Annotated in this window: 20 protein-coding genes; 16 read left to right on the plus strand and 4 right to left on the minus strand. The window is 38.7% G+C overall.

Annotated features, from left to right (window positions below; all coding sequences use genetic code 11):
- Positions 1 to 79 precede the first annotated feature (79 nt).
- Together rpoZ and spoT are read left to right on the plus strand one after the other, a co-directional pair.
- Entirely contained in the window at positions 80 to 361 is a 282-nt protein-coding gene (gene rpoZ, locus GM698_RS06870; RefSeq protein ID WP_159628550.1) for a DNA-directed RNA polymerase subunit omega, read from the plus strand.
- 106 nt (positions 362 to 467) lie between these two features.
- Positions 468 to 2,582, plus strand: coding sequence for a bifunctional GTP diphosphokinase/guanosine-3',5'-bis pyrophosphate 3'-pyrophosphohydrolase (spoT, locus tag GM698_RS06875; RefSeq protein WP_209289156.1), 2,115 nt, complete (start codon positions 468 to 470; stop codon positions 2,580 to 2,582).
- A gap of 45 nt (positions 2,583 to 2,627) precedes the next feature.
- Here the strand turns inward: spoT and hemH are convergent, their stop codons facing one another.
- The gene (gene hemH / locus GM698_RS06880) at positions 2,628 to 3,587 is read right to left on the minus strand and encodes a ferrochelatase (RefSeq protein ID WP_176807390.1); all 960 of its coding nucleotides are present in this window, start codon (positions 3,585 to 3,587) and stop codon (positions 2,628 to 2,630) included.
- Between the two features lie 242 nt (positions 3,588 to 3,829).
- Between hemH and rpmH the strand changes: the two genes are divergently transcribed.
- Genes rpmH through yidD form a run of 3 tightly spaced genes read left to right on the plus strand, consistent with a single transcriptional unit; the run spans position 3,830 to position 4,652 of the window.
- Positions 3,830 to 3,964 (plus strand): 50S ribosomal protein L34, encoded by a 135-nt coding sequence (gene rpmH, locus GM698_RS06885; protein WP_005599701.1) that lies wholly within the window; start codon positions 3,830 to 3,832, stop codon positions 3,962 to 3,964.
- A gap of 38 nt (positions 3,965 to 4,002) precedes the next feature.
- Positions 4,003 to 4,377 (plus strand): ribonuclease P protein component, encoded by a 375-nt coding sequence (rnpA, locus tag GM698_RS06890; protein ID WP_159628547.1) that lies wholly within the window; start codon positions 4,003 to 4,005, stop codon positions 4,375 to 4,377.
- Complete coding sequence (yidD, locus tag GM698_RS06895; RefSeq protein WP_176807389.1) at positions 4,326 to 4,652, plus strand: membrane protein insertion efficiency factor YidD; 327 nt, start codon at positions 4,326 to 4,328, stop codon at positions 4,650 to 4,652. Before rnpA ends, yidD begins: the two co-directional genes overlap by 52 nt.
- A 65-nt stretch (positions 4,653 to 4,717) precedes the next feature.
- On the opposite strand, the gene erpA is transcribed toward yidD, so the two are convergent.
- The gene (gene erpA, locus GM698_RS06900) at positions 4,718 to 5,059 is read right to left on the minus strand and encodes an iron-sulfur cluster insertion protein ErpA (RefSeq protein ID WP_159628545.1); all 342 of its coding nucleotides are present in this window, start codon (positions 5,057 to 5,059) and stop codon (positions 4,718 to 4,720) included.
- 140 nt (positions 5,060 to 5,199) lie between these two features.
- Here erpA and rfbB point away from each other — a divergent pair, with 140 nt between their 5' ends.
- On the plus strand, positions 5,200 to 6,210 hold the full coding sequence (rfbB, locus tag GM698_RS06905) for a dTDP-glucose 4,6-dehydratase (protein WP_209289157.1): 1,011 nt from the start codon (positions 5,200 to 5,202) through the stop codon (positions 6,208 to 6,210).
- A gap of 44 nt (positions 6,211 to 6,254) precedes the next feature.
- On the opposite strand, the gene GM698_RS06910 is transcribed toward rfbB, so the two are convergent.
- On the minus strand, positions 6,255 to 7,493 hold the full coding sequence (locus GM698_RS06910; RefSeq protein ID WP_209289158.1) for an O-antigen ligase: 1,239 nt from the start codon (positions 7,491 to 7,493) through the stop codon (positions 6,255 to 6,257).
- A 429-nt stretch (positions 7,494 to 7,922) separates the two neighbouring features.
- Between GM698_RS06910 and rpsU the strand changes: the two genes are divergently transcribed.
- The 4 genes from rpsU to GM698_RS06930 all read left to right on the plus strand — a co-directional run bounded on the left by rpsU (position 7,923) and on the right by GM698_RS06930 (position 13,187).
- Positions 7,923 to 8,138, plus strand: coding sequence for a 30S ribosomal protein S21 (rpsU, locus tag GM698_RS06915; RefSeq protein WP_006252283.1), 216 nt, complete (start codon positions 7,923 to 7,925; stop codon positions 8,136 to 8,138).
- Between the two features lie 219 nt (positions 8,139 to 8,357).
- Positions 8,358 to 10,130 (plus strand): DNA primase, encoded by a 1,773-nt coding sequence (gene dnaG / locus GM698_RS06920; RefSeq protein ID WP_176807386.1) that lies wholly within the window; start codon positions 8,358 to 8,360, stop codon positions 10,128 to 10,130.
- Between the two features lie 99 nt (positions 10,131 to 10,229).
- Positions 10,230 to 12,104 (plus strand): RNA polymerase sigma factor RpoD, encoded by a 1,875-nt coding sequence (rpoD, locus tag GM698_RS06925; protein ID WP_159628541.1) that lies wholly within the window; start codon positions 10,230 to 10,232, stop codon positions 12,102 to 12,104.
- 93 nt (positions 12,105 to 12,197) lie between these two features.
- The gene (locus tag GM698_RS06930; RefSeq protein ID WP_176811906.1) at positions 12,198 to 13,187 is read left to right on the plus strand and encodes an RsiV family protein; all 990 of its coding nucleotides are present in this window, start codon (positions 12,198 to 12,200) and stop codon (positions 13,185 to 13,187) included.
- Between the two features lie 74 nt (positions 13,188 to 13,261).
- On the opposite strand, the gene GM698_RS06935 is transcribed toward GM698_RS06930, so the two are convergent.
- Positions 13,262 to 14,170, minus strand: coding sequence for a 1,4-dihydroxy-2-naphthoate polyprenyltransferase (locus GM698_RS06935; RefSeq protein WP_209289159.1), 909 nt, complete (start codon positions 14,168 to 14,170; stop codon positions 13,262 to 13,264).
- Positions 14,171 to 14,228: 58 nt separating this feature from the next.
- Between GM698_RS06935 and tsaA the strand changes: the two genes are divergently transcribed.
- The 6 genes from tsaA to rpiA all read left to right on the plus strand — a co-directional run bounded on the left by tsaA (position 14,229) and on the right by rpiA (position 20,234).
- Positions 14,229 to 14,966, plus strand: coding sequence for a tRNA (N6-threonylcarbamoyladenosine(37)-N6)-methyltransferase TrmO (gene tsaA, locus GM698_RS06940; protein WP_209289793.1), 738 nt, complete (start codon positions 14,229 to 14,231; stop codon positions 14,964 to 14,966).
- A gap of 60 nt (positions 14,967 to 15,026) precedes the next feature.
- A complete protein-coding gene (locus GM698_RS06945; RefSeq protein WP_209289160.1) occupies positions 15,027 to 15,782 on the plus strand; it encodes an SIMPL domain-containing protein in 756 nt (251 codons plus the stop codon).
- Positions 15,783 to 15,901: 119 nt separating this feature from the next.
- Complete coding sequence (slyD, locus tag GM698_RS06950) at positions 15,902 to 16,477, plus strand: peptidylprolyl isomerase (protein WP_176809270.1); 576 nt, start codon at positions 15,902 to 15,904, stop codon at positions 16,475 to 16,477.
- Between the two features lie 136 nt (positions 16,478 to 16,613).
- Positions 16,614 to 18,143: a threonine ammonia-lyase, biosynthetic gene (gene ilvA, locus GM698_RS06955; RefSeq protein ID WP_176807380.1), complete on the plus strand. Its 1,530-nt coding sequence runs from the start codon at positions 16,614 to 16,616 to the stop codon at positions 18,141 to 18,143.
- 28 nt (positions 18,144 to 18,171) lie between these two features.
- Positions 18,172 to 19,506 carry a phosphoglucosamine mutase gene (gene glmM / locus GM698_RS06960; protein WP_159628535.1) on the plus strand — a complete coding sequence of 445 codons (1,335 nt, stop codon included), beginning with the start codon at positions 18,172 to 18,174 and terminating at the stop codon, positions 19,504 to 19,506.
- Positions 19,507 to 19,574: 68 nt separating this feature from the next.
- A complete protein-coding gene (rpiA, locus tag GM698_RS06965) occupies positions 19,575 to 20,234 on the plus strand; it encodes a ribose-5-phosphate isomerase RpiA (protein WP_176807379.1) in 660 nt (219 codons plus the stop codon).
- The last annotated feature ends 25 nt before the right edge of the window (positions 20,235 to 20,259 follow it).

Consider the following 20,259-nt stretch of genomic DNA (forward strand, 5'->3'; position numbering starts at 1 on the left):
AATTGCAGAACTTGCCTAATTTCTATATAATCTGCAATCTTTTTATGAATAAAAATGAATATATCTTTGGAGTAAATTTATGGCTCGTGTAACCGTACAAGAAGCAGCGGAGAAAATTGGTAACCGTTTTGATTTGATCTTAGTCGCAGCACGTCGTGCAAGACAATTACAACTTCACACACGTGAGCCACTTGTGCCTGAAGAGAATGATAAAGCAACGGTGATAGCATTACGTGAAATTGAAGAAGGGTTTATTACCGCTGATATTATGGATCAGTTAGAAAATCATGAGTCTATTAAGCAAGAAGCGGCAGAGCAAGAAGCTATTTCATTTTTAACTGAAATGAGTAACGAAGCGTAATTTTATTTTTCGTCAAGAGAGAATGGGCAATAGGGTCTGCAAGCGGTAGGATTTTCCTCAATATTTGCAAATTCGTTGTCCATTTTTATTTCTATTGAGGTATAACGTGTATCTTTTTGAACCTTTAGATCGAATTATTCAAGGCTATTTACCGAGTGATAAAATTGAGCGTGTTAAACGTGCCTATGTGATTGCACGTGATGCACACGAGGGGCAAACACGCTCTAGCGGAGAGCCTTATATTACACACCCCGTTGCGGTGGCTTCTATTATTGCTGAGATGAAATTAGATCACGAAGCGGTGATTGCCGCGCTCTTACATGATGTCATCGAAGATACACCTTATACCGAAGAAGAACTTGCCGCCGAATTTGGGCAGAGCGTTGCAGATATTGTGCAGGGGGTTTCCAAACTTGATAAGTTAAAATTCCGTACTCGCCAAGAAGCTGAAGTGGCTAATTTTCGCAAAATGATTTTGGCAATGACGAAAGATATTCGAGTTGTTCTGATTAAACTTGCTGATCGTACCCACAATATGCGAACCTTAGGTTCACTTCGTCCTGATAAGCGCCGTCGTATAGCGAAAGAAACATTGGAAATTTACAGCCCACTGGCTCATCGGTTGGGGATTGAACATATTAAAAATGAGTTAGAAGATTTGGGTTTTGAAGCTATGTATCCGCAGCGTTATCACGTGCTTAAAATGGCAATTGCAAGTGCTCGAGGCCATCGTAAGGAGCTGATTCAACGCATTGCAGATGATATTAAAGGGCGTTTAGATGACGTGCAAATTGAAGCTCGGGTTTATGGGCGTGAGAAGCATCTCTATTCAATTTATCAAAAAATGCGTCAGAAAGATCAGCATTTTCATTCCATTTTAGATATTTATGCTTTCCGTGTGGTAGTTGGAAATGTAGAGAACTGCTATCGAGTGTTAGGTCAGATGCACGCCTTATATAAGCCTCGGCCTAAACGTGTGAAAGATTATATTGCTGTGCCGAAACCAAATGGCTATCAATCGCTACATACTTCTATGATCGGTCCGCATGGTGTGCCTGTTGAGGTTCAAATTCGTACTGAAGATATGGATAAAATGGCGGATATGGGGGTTACTGCTCACTGGCGTTATAAAGAGGGCGAACACCCACATAACACCACCGTGCAGCTTAAAGCACAGAAATGGCTACAAAGCATTGTGGAATTACAAAACAGTGCGGGCAACTCCGCTGAGTTTATTGATAGTGTGAAATCTGATTTGTTCTCTGATGATATTTTCGTCTTTACTCCTAAAGGTCGCATTGTTGAACTTCCAGCGAATGCAACAGCGATTGATTTTGCTTATGCGGTTCACTCTGATATTGGTAATCGTTGTGTAGGAGCGATGGTAGATCGTAACCCATATTCTCTTTCACAGCCTTTACGAACAGGTCAAACCGTTGAAATTATTACTGAGCAAGGTAAGCGTCCAAAAGCCTCTTGGCTAAATTTTGTGGTAACAGGTAAGGCAAGAGCAAAAATTCGTCAATTCCTTAAAAATCAAGAACAAGATGGTGCGATTGAATTAGGAAAATGCCAGTTAATTCGAGTAATGAATTTAAACTCAATTGATGAACTCACACCAGAAGCGATTCAACCTGTATTAGATGAATTACGTTTAGAGACATTTAATGATTTGCTGTCTGAAATTGGATTAGGTAATCAGATAAGTAGTGTGATTGCTCAACGTTTATTGGGTGAGCCGCTGCAGATTGATACGGACGGTAATCCAGAGAATAATCAACCAATCAAAATTGAAGGTATTGAAAATCATCTTATTCGTTTTGCGAAATGCTGCCTACCCATACCAGGTGATGACATTGTGGCGTATGTCAGTGCAGGGAAAGGATTAGTTATTCACAATACGACTTGCCCGAATGTGAGAGATCATATTGTTGAAACAAGCCACTATTTGCCAGTAATATGGGAAGTTGCAAAAGATAAACCAATTAAGTTTGAAACTGAAATTGTGTTGGACATTATGAATGAACCAGGGGTGTTGGCAGCCATTACTTCAACCTTTGCGAAGATGGACAGCAACATCGGTAGCATTCATAGTGAAGCAAGAGAAGGAAATGTCTATCAAGTGATATTCCAAATTTCTGTTATAGATAAAGCGCATTTTGAGGCGATTTTACGCAAATTATCCAGCATTAATGGTGTGGTAAACGTTTTCCGTAAATAGCTAACAAGCGGTTAAATTGTATTAAAATTTAACCGCTTGTATTTTTTACATCTTTGCTTCAATCAATTTCACTAAAGCTCTAATATGATCGCCGTTCGCATTAAGTGCTGGAATGTAACGGTAAGATTCTCCGCCTGCCTGTTCAAAGTTTTCACGGTTTTCTTCTGCAATTTCTTCTAATGTTTCTAAGCAGTCTGATGAGAAGCCTGGACAAACGACAGCCACTTTTTTCACGCCCTTTTGCGGAAAGCTTTCAAGCGTTTTATCTGTATAAGGCTGTAGCCATTCTTCATTCCCAAAACGTGACTGGAATGAAACAAGCCATCTATGCTTCGGAAAGCCAAGTTTTTCCGCTACTAATTCAGCCGTCTTATAGCAATGTGCTGAGTAAAAATCCCCCTCATTTTCGTAGCGTTTGGGAATGCCGTGGAATGAGAAGAGTAAGAGCTCATCTTGTTCAATCTGAATGGTGTTAGCTAAAGCTTGAATATAAAGTGGATCGTTATGATAGCTATGAATAAAATCAAATGGCACAATTTTACGTTGTGCTTTTAAAGCGTTTGCGAAAGCATCAAATACTGAAGCGGTGGTGGTACTGCTATATTGTGGATAAAGTGGTAGTACGATAATTCGATCAACGCCTTGCTTGATGAGGCTATCTGTTGCACTTTCAATGCTTGGATTACCGTAAGACATACCCAATTCAACCACCACACTTTTGCCTTTGGCATCAAAATACCGTTGCACTGCTCTTTGTTGCTCACGAGAAATAACCAGCAAAGGCGAGCCTCCTTCCCTCCATACCGATTGATATAACTTTGCTACCTTTGGTGAGCGTGTCGGTAAAACGATAAAATTTAAAATTGCCTGCCATTTAATTTTGGGTAAGTCGATGACACGAGGATCGCTTAAAAATTGCTTTAAATAGCGTTTTACTGCTGCGGAGGTGGGTTCGTCTGGTGTGCCTAAATTGGCTAATAAAATACCGATTTTTTGTTGATTCATATTACATTCTCACTTAAGACTGGTGGTAAATTACATAAACAGATTATGCCATAAACCAATATAAATTTCTGTGATTATTACAAGCGGTCTTATTTTTCAAAAACTTTGCAAACAAGCGGATTTGACTTATATTGATTCTTGCTTTTTGTTTTGATTGCTTGTAGAATTGCAACTCTTTTTTATGGTCCTTGTTTGGCAGAAACATTTTGTATGCCAACTTTTTGAATTTTAGGTAGATAGCAATGAAACGTACATTTCAACCATCAGTATTAAAACGTGCTCGTACACACGGTTTCCGTGCTCGTATGGCTACTAAAAACGGTCGTCAAGTATTAGCACGTCGTCGTGCTAAAGGTCGTAAATCTTTATCTGCATAATTGCAGAACTCAGCCAAAACACCTTTCTAATCTTAAGTGTGAATAAGCTAAATTTTTCTCGGGAGCTGCGTTTGTTAGCTCCCGTTCAATTTAAAGCGGTGTTTGAAGAGCCACTTCGAGCCAGTACCCCTCAAATGACCCTTCTTGCTAGAGAGAATACATTAGAGAATCCTCGTCTAGGTTTAACGGTTGCTAAAAAACATCTCAAACGTGCTCACGATCGCAATCGAATTAAACGTATTGTGAGAGAAAGTTTTCGTTTAAAACAGCACGAATTACCGAATTTTGATTTTGTCTTTGTGGCAAAAGGCGGAATTGGTAAATTAGACAATGCAATGCTTTTTGAAACACTGGAAAAACTATGGGTAAGACACATCCGTTTGAGCAAAAAGCCAGCTCAGAGCAATCAATAAGTAAGCCTAAAAGTATTAGCTTGTTAGCAAGGCTTTTATTGTTGCCTATTTATTTCTATCGCTATGCAATTAGCCCGTTGATTGGACCTCGTTGCCGATTTTACCCTACTTGTTCAACTTATGCAGTTGAAGCAATTAAAATTCACGGTGCAATCAGAGGTGGCTATCTTGCCTTTAAACGGATTTTACGTTGCAATCCAATGAGCGAAGGTGGAGAGGATCTTGTCCCGCTTTGTAAAGGAAAATGTTGTAAAGATAAGCATAAAGAAAAATAGCCTCACTGAAAAGTGAGGCTATTTTCTTATATACAAGCGGTTATTTTTTATGTAAATGGTATGGTTTAAATACTAAAGGAAGAGCCACAACCACAGGTTGAGCTTGCATTTGGATTTGTTACCACAAAGCGAGAGCCATCTAGCCCTTCAGTATAATCTACAGTACCGCCGATTAAATATTGTAAGCTCATCGGATCAACGACTAAGCCGACACTTTGGTTTTCAATAGTCAGGTCGCCGTCATTTACCTGATCGTCGAAGGTAAAACCGTATTGAAACCCACTACAGCCCCCTCCCGTAATATAAACACGTAAGCGAAGGTTCGGGTTCTCTTCGCCCTCAATTAAGGTTTTCACTTTACGTGCCGCGGCATCAGTAAAGATTAAAGGAATTTGAATATCGCTCATTTTGTTTTAGATCAAATTTTACTTGGTTGAGTATTATCTAATAATTGCTGTAGAAGTGCAATCTTAAAAAGAGCAAAGGTATGTGTTGGGAAAAGTGTATAATACTTTATCTTAAAATAAGCTCTTTTCACTTATAACTTATGTCTACTATCCTTATTACAGGCGGAGCTGGATTTATTGGCTCGGCATTGGTTCGTTACTTGATTGAACAAACTAACCATATCATCATCAATGTTGATAAGCTGACTTACGCTGCGAATCTATCCGCACTTGAAAGTGTTACCGATAATGAACGCTACCATTTCGAGCAAGTTGATATTTGTGCAAGCGGTCATATTTTTGAAATTTTTTGCAAATATCAGCCTGATGCCGTTATGCACTTAGCGGCTGAGAGCCATGTTGATCGCTCTATTAATGGGGCATCTCATTTTATTCAAACCAATATTGTGGGGACTTATACTTTATTAGAGTCTGCAAAAGCTTATTGGCAAGGGCTGAATGAGCCTAAGAAATCGAATTTCCGATTTCTACATATTTCTACCGATGAGGTTTATGGCGATCTGGCGGATAGCGATAGGCTCTTTACTGAAGAAACGCCTTATTACCCAAGTAGCCCATACTCTGCTTCAAAAGCAGCAAGCGATCATCTGGTAAGGGCGTGGCATCGCACCTATGCTTTGCCTGTGATGATTACTCATTGCTCCAATAATTATGGGGCGTTTCAACATCCTGAAAAACTGATTCCCTTGATGATTTTAAACGGATTGCAGGGTAAGCCGTTGCCCATTTATGGTAATGGCTTGCAGGTGCGAGATTGGATTTTTGTAGAAGATCACATTAGAGCTTTATATCGAGTATTAACTAAAGGTAAAGTGGGAGAAACTTACAATATTGGCTCTCATCAAGAAAAAACCAATATTGAGATAGTAAGAGCTATATGTAATTTGTTAGAAGAACTTGCACCAAATAAACCTAAAAATATAGAAAATTATATAGATTTGATTACTTATGTTGATGATCGAGCCGGACATGATATTCGTTATGCTATTGACGCCACAAAAATAAGACAAGAATTAGGTTGGAAGCCGAGAGAAACCTTTGAAAGTGGTATGCGTAAAACCGTGCAATGGTATTTAGAGAATGGCAATTAATAGATATAAAAGGAAAGGCAGAAATTTCATTCTGCCTTTGTTGATTATATATTCTCTTTTTCTTGTTTAAGTAAATGATAGAACAATATCAATACAAAGAAATAAAATATGGATCCTGAATTATGTGCTAAATATGATTGAGTTAAGAAAAAGAATGAGTGAGAAGTAATATGTACAATACCTAACACAGCGATACATTTTAATGCGAAATCATCAGTTTTTAATCTTCTTACAAAAAGAAAAAACGGAATAATTAAAATAGCAATTAATGCTATAAAACCAATCATTCCTCTTTTTACAAAAGCTTCTAAATATTGATTATGCAGACTATGATATTGCAACGTTGTTTCTGCCATTTGATTGGAATTGACCTGTTTTTTCCTAAATAATTCATAACCTGAACTGCCGTGCCCTAATATGGGTTTTTCACTAATCGCAATCATTGCATTTTGCCACATATCTAGCCGAGCACCTTGAGACGTGTTTTTTATTCCTTTTTCTATATAATTTGTAATATCTGCTTTAGCAGAATTATATCTGTGTTTAAATCCAAATTCTGGTCTAGTAATAAACAGTGAAATAGCAATAGTAATGATAGAAACAATCAGTAATAATATCTTTTTATTCAGGTTTTTATAATAGCATACTAAAATAAGTAAAAAGCAAAACGGAAATGCAATCCACCCACCTCTTGCACCAGTTAGAATACTTGCACTTAATCCAAAAGTTGCAAATAAAATACATAAAAAGGCAATTTTAGTATTTTTATTGAACCAGTAAAAAGCAATAACCATACTTAATAAAGATAATGTCATAGAAATATCGCCTGCTTGAATACTGTGTGTTTCAGGAAATGGTAAAGGCAAGTTAAGAATAAATTTTTGGTATATAGCTAATAATCCAATAACAAATGAACCAATAGGAATAAAATAGAAAATTATTTTTTTCTTTATTGGATAAAGACTAAAGAAAAAAATTAATGGAATAAATAGTAAAACCCTACTTGGATTATCAATTTCTCTTAAACTATCTTGATTATCTATAACAGATATTAGAAATGTTGAAAAATAAGCAATAAGAGAGAAAATAAAAAATTTGTCTTCATTATCAAGCAACCGCATTTGTTTTAATTTTAAATGATGGAGAATGGCAGTAATGCCCAATATGATTGGCGCATAACTATAGCCTTTTTTAAACGTTAAAACACTCACAAAAAATGTTGCCACTAGAATATTGCAGAAAAGTATAATTTGTGGTTTCTCTATTTTGAAATTAAAAAGCATTAGACTATCCTAATATTATGAAAGAACGATACTTATTTTATACTAAGGTATGTGGGCTATCTATCTCTTTTTTAAAGCGGTATACGTGAATTTAAACGATTATTTGGCATAAAAGAGAAAGCGGATTTGTTGGTATTTTTGAGCCAAGGCTATTCACATTTTTGTGCTATAAAGTGACAAATATACCACCATTAAGCTAAATTTCATCTAATGAAATGGCGGTGTCTATATTGCCCTCAACATTGAATTTTCCATCTCAACTGAAATGAGATGATTTATAGACATCCGCAAAGTAATGGGTAAATTTGGATAAACATAGCACTTTACTTATCAACGTGCTTGGGGTAGAATACGCTACCTTTTTTGTTCTATGCCGCCAAAATTGTGTGCGGTTAATAATTTAATCATATTTTTCTGAGGTGATGGCATATGCCAGTAATTAAAGTTCGTGAAAATGAATCATTTGACGTTGCATTACGTCGTTTTAAACGCTCTTGCGAAAAAGCGGGTATCTTAGCAGAAGTTCGTGCTCGTGAATTCTATGAAAAACCAACTACAATTCGTAAACGTGAAAAAGCATCACTTGCTAAACGTCACGCTAAACGTAACTTCCGTGAGAACGCACGTAATACACGTTTATACTAATTAGCTTAGTTCGCTAATTGGAAAAATATATCGAAACCGTGATGCCTATTAGGGTCACGGTTTTGGTGTTTTTATATTTTTATTTCAAGCAGTTGTATATTGCTCGCTTATTCAACTTTATGGTTGTTTAATTATGTTCAACGCAAGCGTTTGTGTAAATGTGTAAAATTTTGCCAAAATTTAACCGCTTGTATCAATTAAAAGAGCAGGAGGAAATCAATGAAAGGTACAATCCCACGTTCGTTTATTGATGATCTGGTTGCTCGTACCGATATTGTTGAGGTTATCAACAATCGGGTCAAACTTAAAAAGGCAGGCAGAGATTATCAGGCTTGTTGTCCTTTTCATCACGAAAAAACGCCTTCATTTTCGGTAAGTCAATCTAAACAATTTTATCACTGCTTTGGTTGTGGTGTTCACGGTAATGTCATTACATTTTTGATGGATTACGATAAGCTGGAATTTCCAGAAGCCATTGAAGAACTGGCCACTATGCACGGTTTGGAAGTGCCCAGAGAGAATGTGATTAATCGAGATGGCAAGCCTCAAGCGAGTTTTAAAACCAAACGTAATCTTTATGAGTTGATGGAAGCAGTGGCAACGTTTTATCAGCAAAATTTATCCCACCAAATTGAGCCTCAACGTTATTTGCAGAAACGGGGTTTATCAGCTGAGATTATTAAACGCTTTGAAATTGGTTTTGCTCCGAATGCTTTTGACGCTGCACTACGCACTTTTGGGCAATCGCCTGAGGAAACGCAAAAGTTACTTGATACAGGGGTTTTAACCAAAAATGATAGCGGTCGAATTTATGATAAATTTCGCAATCGAGTCATCTTTCCAATTCGGGATAAACGTGGGCGAGTAATTGCCTTTGGTGGGCGTGTGCTGCCAAATGATGAGCAAGGGGCGAAGTATATGAACTCGCCTGAAACCGTAATTTATCATAAAGGAAGTGAGCTATACGGTTTATATCAAGCCTTACAAGTCAATGAAAATCCAGATTATCTCTTTGTGGTAGAGGGTTATATGGATGTGGTAGCATTGGCTCAATTTGGCATTGATAATGCGGTGGCTTCGCTTGGCACGGCAACCACGGGTGAGCAAATTCAACAAATGTTCCGTTGCACCGAGCAAATTATCTGTTGTTATGATGGCGATAGAGCGGGTCGAGATGCTGCGTGGCGAGCGTTAGAAAATGCCTTGCCGTATCTGCAAGATGGCCGTCAGCTTAAATTTATTTTTTTACCTGACGGGGAAGACCCAGATACTTTCATTCGCTCACAAGGAAAAGCAGGGTTTGAGCAATATTTAGCAGAGAATGCTAAATCGCTCAGTGATTTTCTGTTTGATAGCTTGCTTTCAGATGTGGATCTTTCCTCAAAAGAAGGAAAATCAAAGCTGGCTGCCTTAGCCGTGCCACTCATTAATCGGATTCCTGGAGAAATGTTGCGGGTTTACTTACGCAATATTTTAGGGCAGAAGCTAGGTATTTTAGATCCAATACAACTGGAAGCGTTACTTGCGAATAAAAAATCAGAAGAAAAGATAGCACATCAAGCTGTTAAAATTCGGCGAACTCCAATGCGATTGCTCATTACCTTATTGCTACAAAATCCGCAGTTGGTAAAATTTGTGCCTGATGTTAGCTCGCTGAAAGCGTTAAAAGAGCCTGGCTTTGAATTATTAACCGATATTGTTTCGATTTGTCAGCAAAATACGGGCATCAGTATGGGTGGGCTACTTGAACATTACCGAGCGCATCCCCAATATAACATCCTTGAAACTTTAGCAAGCTGGGAGCATTTAGTGTTGCCAGAAAATATTGAAACTACCTTTATTGATACGCTTGATTTTCTCTATGCAAAATTAGTGGAATGTAGAAAAGAAGAATTGATTGCTAAAGACCGAACAGTGGGCTTAACTGATGATGAGAAAAAAGAGTACTTTTTTTTAGAGCAAAATCGTATAACAAGCGGTCAAAATTTATAAATTTTTTGCAAATAGACAATAGAATAAAATGAGGACACACTCTCTAATTTAGTGGTATAATCCTCTACTATTTTTGCTCGCATAATAAACGGATAAACTATGGAAAACCAAGCAGATCAACAATTAGAACAAGAACAGCAATCCCAATTGGAACTTCTGATCGCACAAGGGCGTGAGCAGGGATATTTAACGATTTCTGAAGTTCACGATCACTTACCAGAAGAGTTAGTTGATGCGGAGCAGATCGAAGATGTTATTCAGATGATCAACGATATGGGGATTCAAGTTTTAGACGTTGCCCCAGACACTGACGATCTTCTGCTTTCTGAAAATATTGCCGATGAAGATGTGGTAGAAGAAGCAACCAAAGTGCTTTCAACCGTAGAGTCCGAATTAGGTAGAACCACAGATCCTGTGCGTATGTATATGCGTGAAATGGGAACGGTAGAACTGCTTACCCGAGAGGGCGAGATCGACATTGCAAAACGTATTGAAGAAGGCATTAATGAAGTACAATGTGCAATAGCGGAATATCCCGAAGCGTTGGTGGGCTTACTTGAGAGCTATGCCCAAGTTGAAGCAGGTGAAATGCGTTTATCGGATTTAGTCACGGCATTTGTGGATCTAAATGTTTTGGAAGAGACTCCATTAGTAGAAATCGATCCAGAATTAGAGGATGATGAAGTAGCGGATGTTCCTGATGTTGATGATGAAAATGAGGACGAAGAAAGCGAAGATAGTTCATCTAGTAGTGATGATGGTTCAATTGATCCTGAGCTTGCTCGTGAGAAATTTGAAGCATTACGCAATCAGCATCAGAAAGTATTGCTGTTTATTCAAAAACACGGGCGTACTAGCAAAAAATCAAGAGAGCAAATTGAGGCTCTTTCCGATATTTTCCTAGAATTCCGTTTAGTGCCTAAACAATTTGATTTGCTGGTAGCATCTGTACAAAAATTGATGAAACAAGTGCGTATGGAAGAGCGTCAAATTCAACGCTATGCAGTTGAATATGCAGGAATGAATAAAGCTGATTTTTTAAAAGCCTTCCAAGGTCACGAATTAAGCGAGATGTGGATAGAAAAAGCCATTAATGCGAAGAAAAATGCAGTGCCAAAATTAGCAAATTATGTGGATAATATTCGTATTAATATCTCAAATTTACAAAATTTAGAACAAGCTTCAGGCTTAACTATTGCGCAAATTCGAGAAATTGGCGGACGTATTTCAAATGGCGAATTAAAAGCTCGCCGTGCGAAAAAAGAGATGGTGGAAGCCAATTTGCGTTTAGTTATTTCGATTGCAAAAAAATATACTAATCGTGGCTTACAGTTCTTGGATTTAATCCAAGAGGGTAATATTGGCTTGATGAAAGCGGTAGATAAATTTGAATACCGTCGTGGTTATAAATTCTCAACTTACGCAACTTGGTGGATTCGCCAAGCAATTACCCGCTCAATTGCTGACCAAGCTCGTACCATCCGTATTCCTGTGCATATGATTGAGACTATTAATAAACTCAACCGCATTTCTCGCCAATGTTTGCAAGAAATGGGGCGTGAAGCCACACCAGAAGAGTTGGCAGAACGTATGGGAATGCCAGAAGATAAAATCCGCAAAGTGCTGAAGATTGCCAAAGAGCCAATTTCAATGGAAACCCCAATAGGGGACGACGACGATTCACATTTAGGTGATTTTATTCAAGATGAAAGCCTTGAATTGCCACTAGATTCAGCTACGGCAGAAAGTTTGCGTATGGCAACAAACGAAGTGCTGGAAGGCTTAACTCCTCGTGAAGCGAAAGTATTACGTATGCGTTTTGGGATTGATATGAACACAGACCATACGCTTGAGGAAGTAGGTAAGCAATTTGATGTAACCCGTGAGCGTATTCGTCAGATTGAAGCAAAAGCACTGCGTAAACTTCGTCACCCAAGTCGTTCAGAAACCTTGCGTAGTTTCTTAGACGATTAATTGATAGTTCCCCTGTGCCAAGCGGTGTGGGGGATTTTTTTAAACTTATGACAAGCGGTTGTATTTATCGCATTTTTTGCAAAAGGAAAATATATGAAAAAATCACTATTAGCTCTGTTAATTGGCTCCGTATTTATGATAGCTGGTTGTGAAGACGGAAAAATGACACAAACGGTGCTTGAGGCAGAAAAACAAATTGTGCAGCTTGGCAACGAGTTAAAAAGTACCAAAGATGCTTTAGAGAAAAAAGAGCTAGAGCTTGCCGAGCTTTCAGAAGTGAAAGCAGAGAATGAGAATTTAAAAGCAGAGCTTGAAAAGGCTCAAAAAAATATGGCATTACACGTTGAAATTGTAAACATTTTTGATAAAAAAGATGTCATTAAGCATCAAGTTGATGCAAAAGAAGAATTTGCAATTACAGAGAGCAAGGTTAGCTCTTTTGTTTCATTGCCAAAAACAAATTTTGATTGGCTCAATCAGCTTTTGATTAATCAAGCTTATGATTACAATGAAGAACAAGGCAGAAAGCTAAAAAATCCAACAGAAGAAGAGTTTAAAAACTACCGTGAAAGCGTTTATCAAGATTTAGTGGAAAGTGCGAAAACTGAGCCAGCAATTGGGTATGATGACCATATCTACAGCACTTTTGTCGGGCAACGCAATAATATTGCTACTTTCATAATGACTTCCTATAGCTATGCGGGAGGTGCACATGGTATGCACTATACTCGTTATATTAATGTTGATTTGGATAAAAAAGCAGAGATTAAATTAAATGACTTAATCAGCCAGCAAAATCAAGCAGAGCTTAAACAGATCCTTTGGAAAAATTACAGTAGTACGCGAGTGGATGAATCAGGCAAATATAACGGATTTGGAAATGAGAAGGAGTTTCGTCTTTCCGAGCAGTTCTATTTCTCGCCTAGTGGCATCGTGTTTGTTTATCCGCCATACGAATTAGGCTCTTATGCTGAGGGGAATGTGGAAGTTGAAGCGGGTTGGTATAGTGTCAATAAATTACTCAATTCAGATTACCAAGTTGGCGAAAAAGATGGTTTTTTTGAAGAAGATTTGAAAGATTAATCGTAAATTTTAACTAAAAAATAACCGCTTGTGGTTTTTCTACAAGCGGTTTATTTTTGTTGAAATTTTGCCACTTAACCCAGCACAATTCCTAAGCTAAATAGCAAATTAGTCATTAACGCCAATCCTGCCATTTGCCCTAAAATTGGATAAAGCTCTTTCGGATCTTTATGCTGATAAACAAAGCGAGCGTGTTTTGCGAGTAGAGGAATAGCAAGTAAGAAGACGAAGCTGTACCAATGCTCAAATTCCAAAATTGCAAAAATTAGATAAGAAATGACCGCGAGTATTAATAACGCAATATGGTATTTCCGCCCGTTTTGGCTACCAATTCGCACAATGAGCGTGTTTTTACTAGCTTGTCTGTCTTGGTTAATATCTCGTAAGTTATTGATATTTAGTACCGCAACCGAAAGTAATCCACAACCGAAAGCAGGTAATAAAATCATTGGCAGTACGCTATGAACTTGCAGATAAAATACCCCAATAACCGCCACAAATCCGAAGAAAATCAGCACGAATAAGTCGCCTAAACCTAAATAACCATAGGCTTTTTTGCCAACCGTATAAGTTATTGCCGCAATAATGGAAAGAACACCTAGCCCGATAAAGAAAAACAAGTCTTGAATAGTTTCAAAAGCATATAAGCTTAATGCCAGACCTGAAAGAAAAGAGAGCAAGCTTAAAGTCATCACCGCTTTTTTTAGTTGCTGCCCATTAATTGCACCTTGTTGAATGGCGCGTAAAGGCCCAATCCGTTCTTTGGTATCAGAGCCTTTAACGTGATCGCCGTAGTCATTAGCAAAGTTAGAAAGAATCTGCAATAAAATGGTTGTCAAAAATGAGAGTAGCGTTGTAATAAAATCAAATTTTCCAGCCCAGTGTGCTAGCGCTGAGCCCACAATAATTGAAGCCAGTGCCAGCGGTAAGGTTTTTGGGCGGGCGGTAGTAAACCAGATCGAAAAAAGAGAATTTTTGTTCATCGTTTATATTTCGTTTAAAATGATCGTCACTTTCACTATTTTAACAGAAAAAAGCCCGATGAACTCGACCTTTATGCCATTAGCCTCCATTCAGTTAAACCCTATCGGTTTTGTTAATACCCCTTATGATGAAAAGTTTTCTGTACCGCGTCAGCCCAATTTAGTGGCAGAAGGCAAAGGTATTTTGCATTTAGTGCCTCCTTATAACAGCCCTGATGCAGTAAGAGGCTTGGAGCAATTTAGTCATATCTGGCTGATATTTCAGTTCCATCATATTCCTGAACGGGATTGGCACGCTACTGTTCGCCCCCCGCGTTTGGGTGGAAATGAAAGAGTGGGCGTGTTTGCCAGCCGAGCAACGCACCGCCCAAATCCGTTAGGATTATCAAAAGTAAAATTAGAACAAGTCGTGATGAATAATGGTGAAGTTTATTTGAAATTAGGCAGTGTGGATTTAGTAAACGGCACACCGATTTTCGATATTAAGCCTTACATTGCCTATGCAGATAATGAGCCTGGAGCAGTTTCGGGCTTTGCACAAGAGAAACCAGAGCAGAGGTTATCCGTTGTGTTTAGTGAAGCTGCTCAACAAGCGGTCGAATTTTGCCAAAATTTTGCAAAATATGGCATTCAACAGCCACTTGCCTTTATTCGTGATGTGATTGCACAAGATCCAAGGCCTGCCTATCTACAAAACAAAACCGCCGATAGAATTTATGGAATGAATCTTGCGGGCTACAACATTCGCTGGAAAATTGAGGGGCGTAATCAGGCACTCGTGCTTTCTGTTGAGTAAATGAACTTTCTGAATGTGACGAGATCTAATAAATCACCTTTAACTCTTTTAAGGACGATTATGACATTGAAAAATTTTCTCACTATTTTACCGCTTGCACTGGCAACAGCAACCACCTTTGCACAAATAGTCACACCTGAAGCGGCGGCTGTGTCAGCTGAAAATAAAGATAAACCTGCAACCTTTCATTTTTCAACAGAGGTGTTTCGCACCGTTGAAAAAGATTTAATGCAAGCAAATGTATATAGCCAAAAATCGGGTAAGTCATTGCCCAATTTGAAAAAAGAGGTTGCTCAACATTTAAATCGCGTGTTGGAAGAAGCGAAAAAATATCCTTCAATTGAAGTAGAAGCCGAAGGCGTAATTAACTATGCTAATTATAATGGTAAAGGCAATATTGATGGCTGGGAAACCACAGGCAGTATCCATTTAAAAAGTAAAGATTTTGATGCAATGGCAGCCGTGCTGGAAAGTGTAAGTAAAGATGTTGCAATTCGTTATGTTGATTTTAGCGTGTCGCCAGAAAAAAAGGCGTCACTTGAAGATGAGATGACGCTTGAAATTATCAAAAAATTCCAACATAAAGCTGATATTATCCAAAAAGGCTTAGGGGCAAAAAAATATAAATTGAGCAATATTAATATTCAAACGCCAGATGAAAGTGGTGGGCAATATTATCAGCATCGTTTAGCGTATGACAGTGCGGAGTATGCGGTGACACAAGCTGCAATCGGAAAATCCGCTAAAGCGTTGCCACTTGAGGCAGGTAAAACCACCATTTATGCTTCAGCCTCAGGAAATGTAGAGTTTGAATAGAAATGAAATATCGTGAATAAACACGACAAGCGGTTAAAATTTGCCGATAGATTGCAAATATAAAATAAATCGTTACAATGGCTTGCTATTTTTAATTAAACGTGGATAAAGGATTCAATATGAAAATTACAAAAGATTTGGTGCCAAGCATCGCTTACCAAGTGCGTACTCAAGAGGGCGTATTAGTTGATGAAGCACCAGCAAATCAACCGTTAGAGTATTTACACGGCCATAATAACTTAGTGGAAGGCTTAGAAAAAGCACTTGAAGGCAAAGCGGTTGGTGATGTATTTGAAGTGCGAGTAAAACCAGAAGAAGGCTATGGCGAATACAATGACAATATGGTTCAGCGTGTGCCAAAAGAGGTCTTTATGGGAGTGGATGAATTAGAGGTAGGGATGCGTTTTATTGCAGATACCGATTTAGGTCCATTACCTGTTGTGATTACTGAAGTAGATGGTGACGAAGTGGTGGTTGATGGCAATCATATGTTAGCAGGCCAAGAATTGTTATTCTCTGTAGAAGTAGTTGGCGTGCGAGAGGCTACAGTCGAAGAAATCGCTCACGGTCACGTTCACGGTGGACACGAACACAGTTGCGGTTGTGGTGGACACGATGAGGAAGATTGTTGCAGCGGCCACGATCATCACCATAGCCACAATGGCTGTGGTTGCGATGGTCACCACCATCATTAATTTTTTGATCTCCCTCCTTTATGGAGGGAGATCTGCTTTTAAATACCCATAAAGATAGTAGGTAAGCGGTCAAATTTTACTGAAAGTTTACCAATATCTTTAAAATAACAACAAAATAATACAACCTTTCTAGAAAATGAGTGAAACCAAACAAACCCTACTTAGTATCGACTACCTACGCTTGATTTTAAGTTCAAATATTTACGATTTAGCTCAGGTTACACCATTACAAAAAATGGAAAAGCTGTCTGAGCGTTTAAATAATAATGTATTTATTAAACGTGAAGATCGTCAGCCTGTTCATAGCTTCAAATTACGTGGTGCTTTTTCGATGATTGCGAACCTTTCCAAAGAGCAAAAAGAGGCAGGCGTGATTGCCGCCTCTGCGGGCAATCACGCACAAGGCGTAGCACTTTCAGCGAAACATTTAGGGCTAAAAGCACTGATTGTGATGCCGCAAAATACGCCTTCGATTAAAGTCGATGCGGTACGTGGCTTTGGTGGTGAAGTCTTGCTTTTTGGGGCAAATTTTGATGAGGCTAAAGCCAAAGCGATTGCCCTCTCACAAGAATTAGGAATGACGTTTATCCATCCATTTGATAGCCCTGCGGTAATTGCAGGGCAAGGCACGATTGGTTTAGAGTTAGTTCAACAAAAATCAGATTTAGATTATGTGTTTATTCCTGTCGGCGGCGGCGGCTTAATTGCCGGAGTTGCTGTGTTAATTAAGCAAGTATTGCCAAATATTAAAGTGATTGGGGTGGAGTCAAAAGATTCCGCCTGTTTGTATCACGCTCTAAAAAAAGGACAACCAACAGATTTAGAACGTGTTGGATTATTTGCCGATGGCATTGCCGTAAAACGTATTGGTGATGAAACATTTCGTCTTTGCCAGCAATATGTTGATGATGTGATATTAGTCGATAATGATGAAATCTGTGCCTCAATGAAGTTAATTTTTGAAAATGTGCGCGCCATTTCAGAACCATCTGGAGCAACTTCATTAGCTGGCTTGAAGAAATATGTGAAACAGCATCAATTAACAGACAAAAATCTTGCTTGTATTTTGTCTGGGGCAAACTTGAATTTCCATACGTTACGTTTTGTTTCAGAACGTTGTGAGATTGGCGAAAAACGTGAGGCTTTACTTGCGGTAACAATTCCAGAGCAGAAAGGCAGTTTTTTAACGTTCTGTCACATTTTAGGTGATAGAGCAGTAACAGAGTTTAATTATCGCCATTCAGATGATAGAAATGCGTGTGTATTTGTTGGGGTGAGAATTTCAGGCTTGCTAGAAAAAATGGAGATCATCAAAGATTTACAACAAAATGGTTATGATGTAGTGGATTTATCAGATGATGACATTGCCAAAACTCATATTCGTTATATGGTAGGCGGTAGAGCAAAATCAGTTCAAAACGAGCAACTTTATAGCTTTGAATTCCCTGAGCAAAAAGGGGCATTATTAAAATTCTTACAAGCACTAACAAATTGGGATATTTCGTTATTCCATTATCGAGCCCATGGCTCAGATTATGGCGATATTCTTGCGGCATTTGCATTAAATCATTGCGATGAAGTAGAATTAAACCAGCATCTCGAACAGCTTGGCTATCGTTTCCAAAATGTGAGTGAAAGCCCAGCTTATCAATATTTTTTAAAATAAACTTTTATTATAAGAACTAGGAATAGTAATGGCTCGTAAATATTTCGGTACAGATGGTGTGCGTGGTGAGGTAGGTAGCTTTCCGATCACGCCAGAGTTTGCGTTAAAATTAGGTTGGGCAGCAGGTAAAGTACTTGCTACACAAGGCACAAAAAAAGTGTTGATCGGTAAAGATACCCGTATTTCTGGCTATATGTTGGAATCGGCACTTGAAGCTGGTTTAACCTCAGCGGGGTTAGACGCAGTGTTTGTTGGTCCTATGCCAACCCCAGCAGTGGCTTATCTAACGCGAACCTTTCGTGCAGAAGCGGGTATTGTTATTTCAGCCTCGCATAATCCATATTACGATAACGGTATTAAATTTTTCTCTTCAGTGGGCGAAAAGTTGCCTGATGAAGTGGAAGAAACCATTGAAGCTATGTTAGATGAGCCAATGGACTGCGTAGATTCTAAGAGTTTAGGCCGTGCAAGCCGTATCAACGATGCCGCAGGGCGTTATATTGAATTTTGTAAAAGCACGTTTCCATCTGAATTAAGCCTCGAAGGTTACAAAATCGTGGTAGATTGTGCTAATGGTGCCACCTATCATATCGCTCCAAATGTTATGCGTGAATTAGGGGCAGAAGTGATTGAAATCGGCACTAAACCAGATGGTTTAAACATCAATGAAAAATGCGGTGCAACGGATATTAAAGCACTACAAAAAGTGGTGGTAGAAGCAGGTGCTGATGTAGGTTTAGCCTACGACGGCGATGGTGATCGTTTAATAATGGTCGATAGCTTAGGTAACAAAGTTGACGGCGATCAAATCCTCTTTATTCTAGCTCGTGAAGCACTGCGTTCGGGCACATTACAAGGCGGAGTGGTGGGCACATTAATGAGTAATATGAGCTTGGAATTAGCGTTAAAGCAATTAGCGATTCCATTCTCTCGTGCGAATGTAGGCGATCGTTATGTATTAGAGCAGCTTAAAGAAAAAGGGTGGAAACTTGGTGGCGAAAATTCAGGACACATCATCGTGTTAGATAAAAATACCACGGGAGATGGTGTGATTGCCTCACTCCAAGTGTTAGCAGCAATGGTAAGCCATAAGTTAAGCTTGAACGATTTAACTAAAGCTGTACCACTCTTTCCACAAGTGTTGTTGAATGTTCGCTTTGAAAAAGGAGCCGCAAATCCACTTGAAAGTGATGAGGTAAAAGCTGTCGCAGCTGGCGTTGAAAAACGTTTGGCAGGTAAGGGGCGTATTTTATTACGTAAATCAGGCACCGAGCCGTTAATTCGTGTGATGGTGGAATGTGAAGATGCACAACTTGCTCAAAGCTGTGCAAAAGAGATTGTCGAAGCGGTAAAACGCAATTAATCGCAAGCGGTCATATTTTGTAAAAAATTTGCAAAATATGACCGCTTGTTGCTTAAAAGGAGCAGAAAATGGATCAGCAAGAAATGAAAAAAATTGCAGCACAAGCGGCATTAAAATTTGTAAAACCCAATACTATTGTGGGTGTGGGAAGCGGATCAACAGTCAATTATTTCATTGAGGCATTAGCTTCAATGAAAGATGAAATTAAAGGGGCAGTTGCTGCATCAAAAGCGTCTGAAGAGCGTTTGCGTGATATTGGCATTGAAGTTTTTAGTGCCAATGAAGTGAGCGAACTCGATGTTTATATTGACGGTGCTGATGAAATTACTCCTCAAGGGGCAATGATTAAAGGTGGCGGTGCGGCTCTAACTCGTGAAAAAATTGTAAGTTCTTTGGCTAAAAAATTTATCTGTATTGTTGATAGCTCAAAACAAGTGGATGTTTTAGGTACCACCTTCCCGTTGCCTGTAGAAGTGATTCCGATGGCGCGTTCTTATGTGGCTCGTCAGTTAGTAAAATTGGGCGGTTCGCCTGAATATCGAGAAGGGGTTGTCACTGATAATGGTAACGTCATTTTAGATGTGCATAATTTCAACATTATAGAACCATTAAAAATGGAGCATACCATCAATAATATTGCAGGTGTGGTAACAAACGGCATTTTCGCACAACGTTATGCTAACGTAACGATTGTTGGCACGCCTGAAGGTGCCGTTATATTAGAATAATTTATTATCGCAAACACATAATACT

This window comes from Mannheimia sp. ZY171111, from assembly GCF_017750945.1.
GTDB classification, from domain to species: Bacteria; Pseudomonadota; Gammaproteobacteria; order Enterobacterales; family Pasteurellaceae; genus Mannheimia; species Mannheimia pernigra.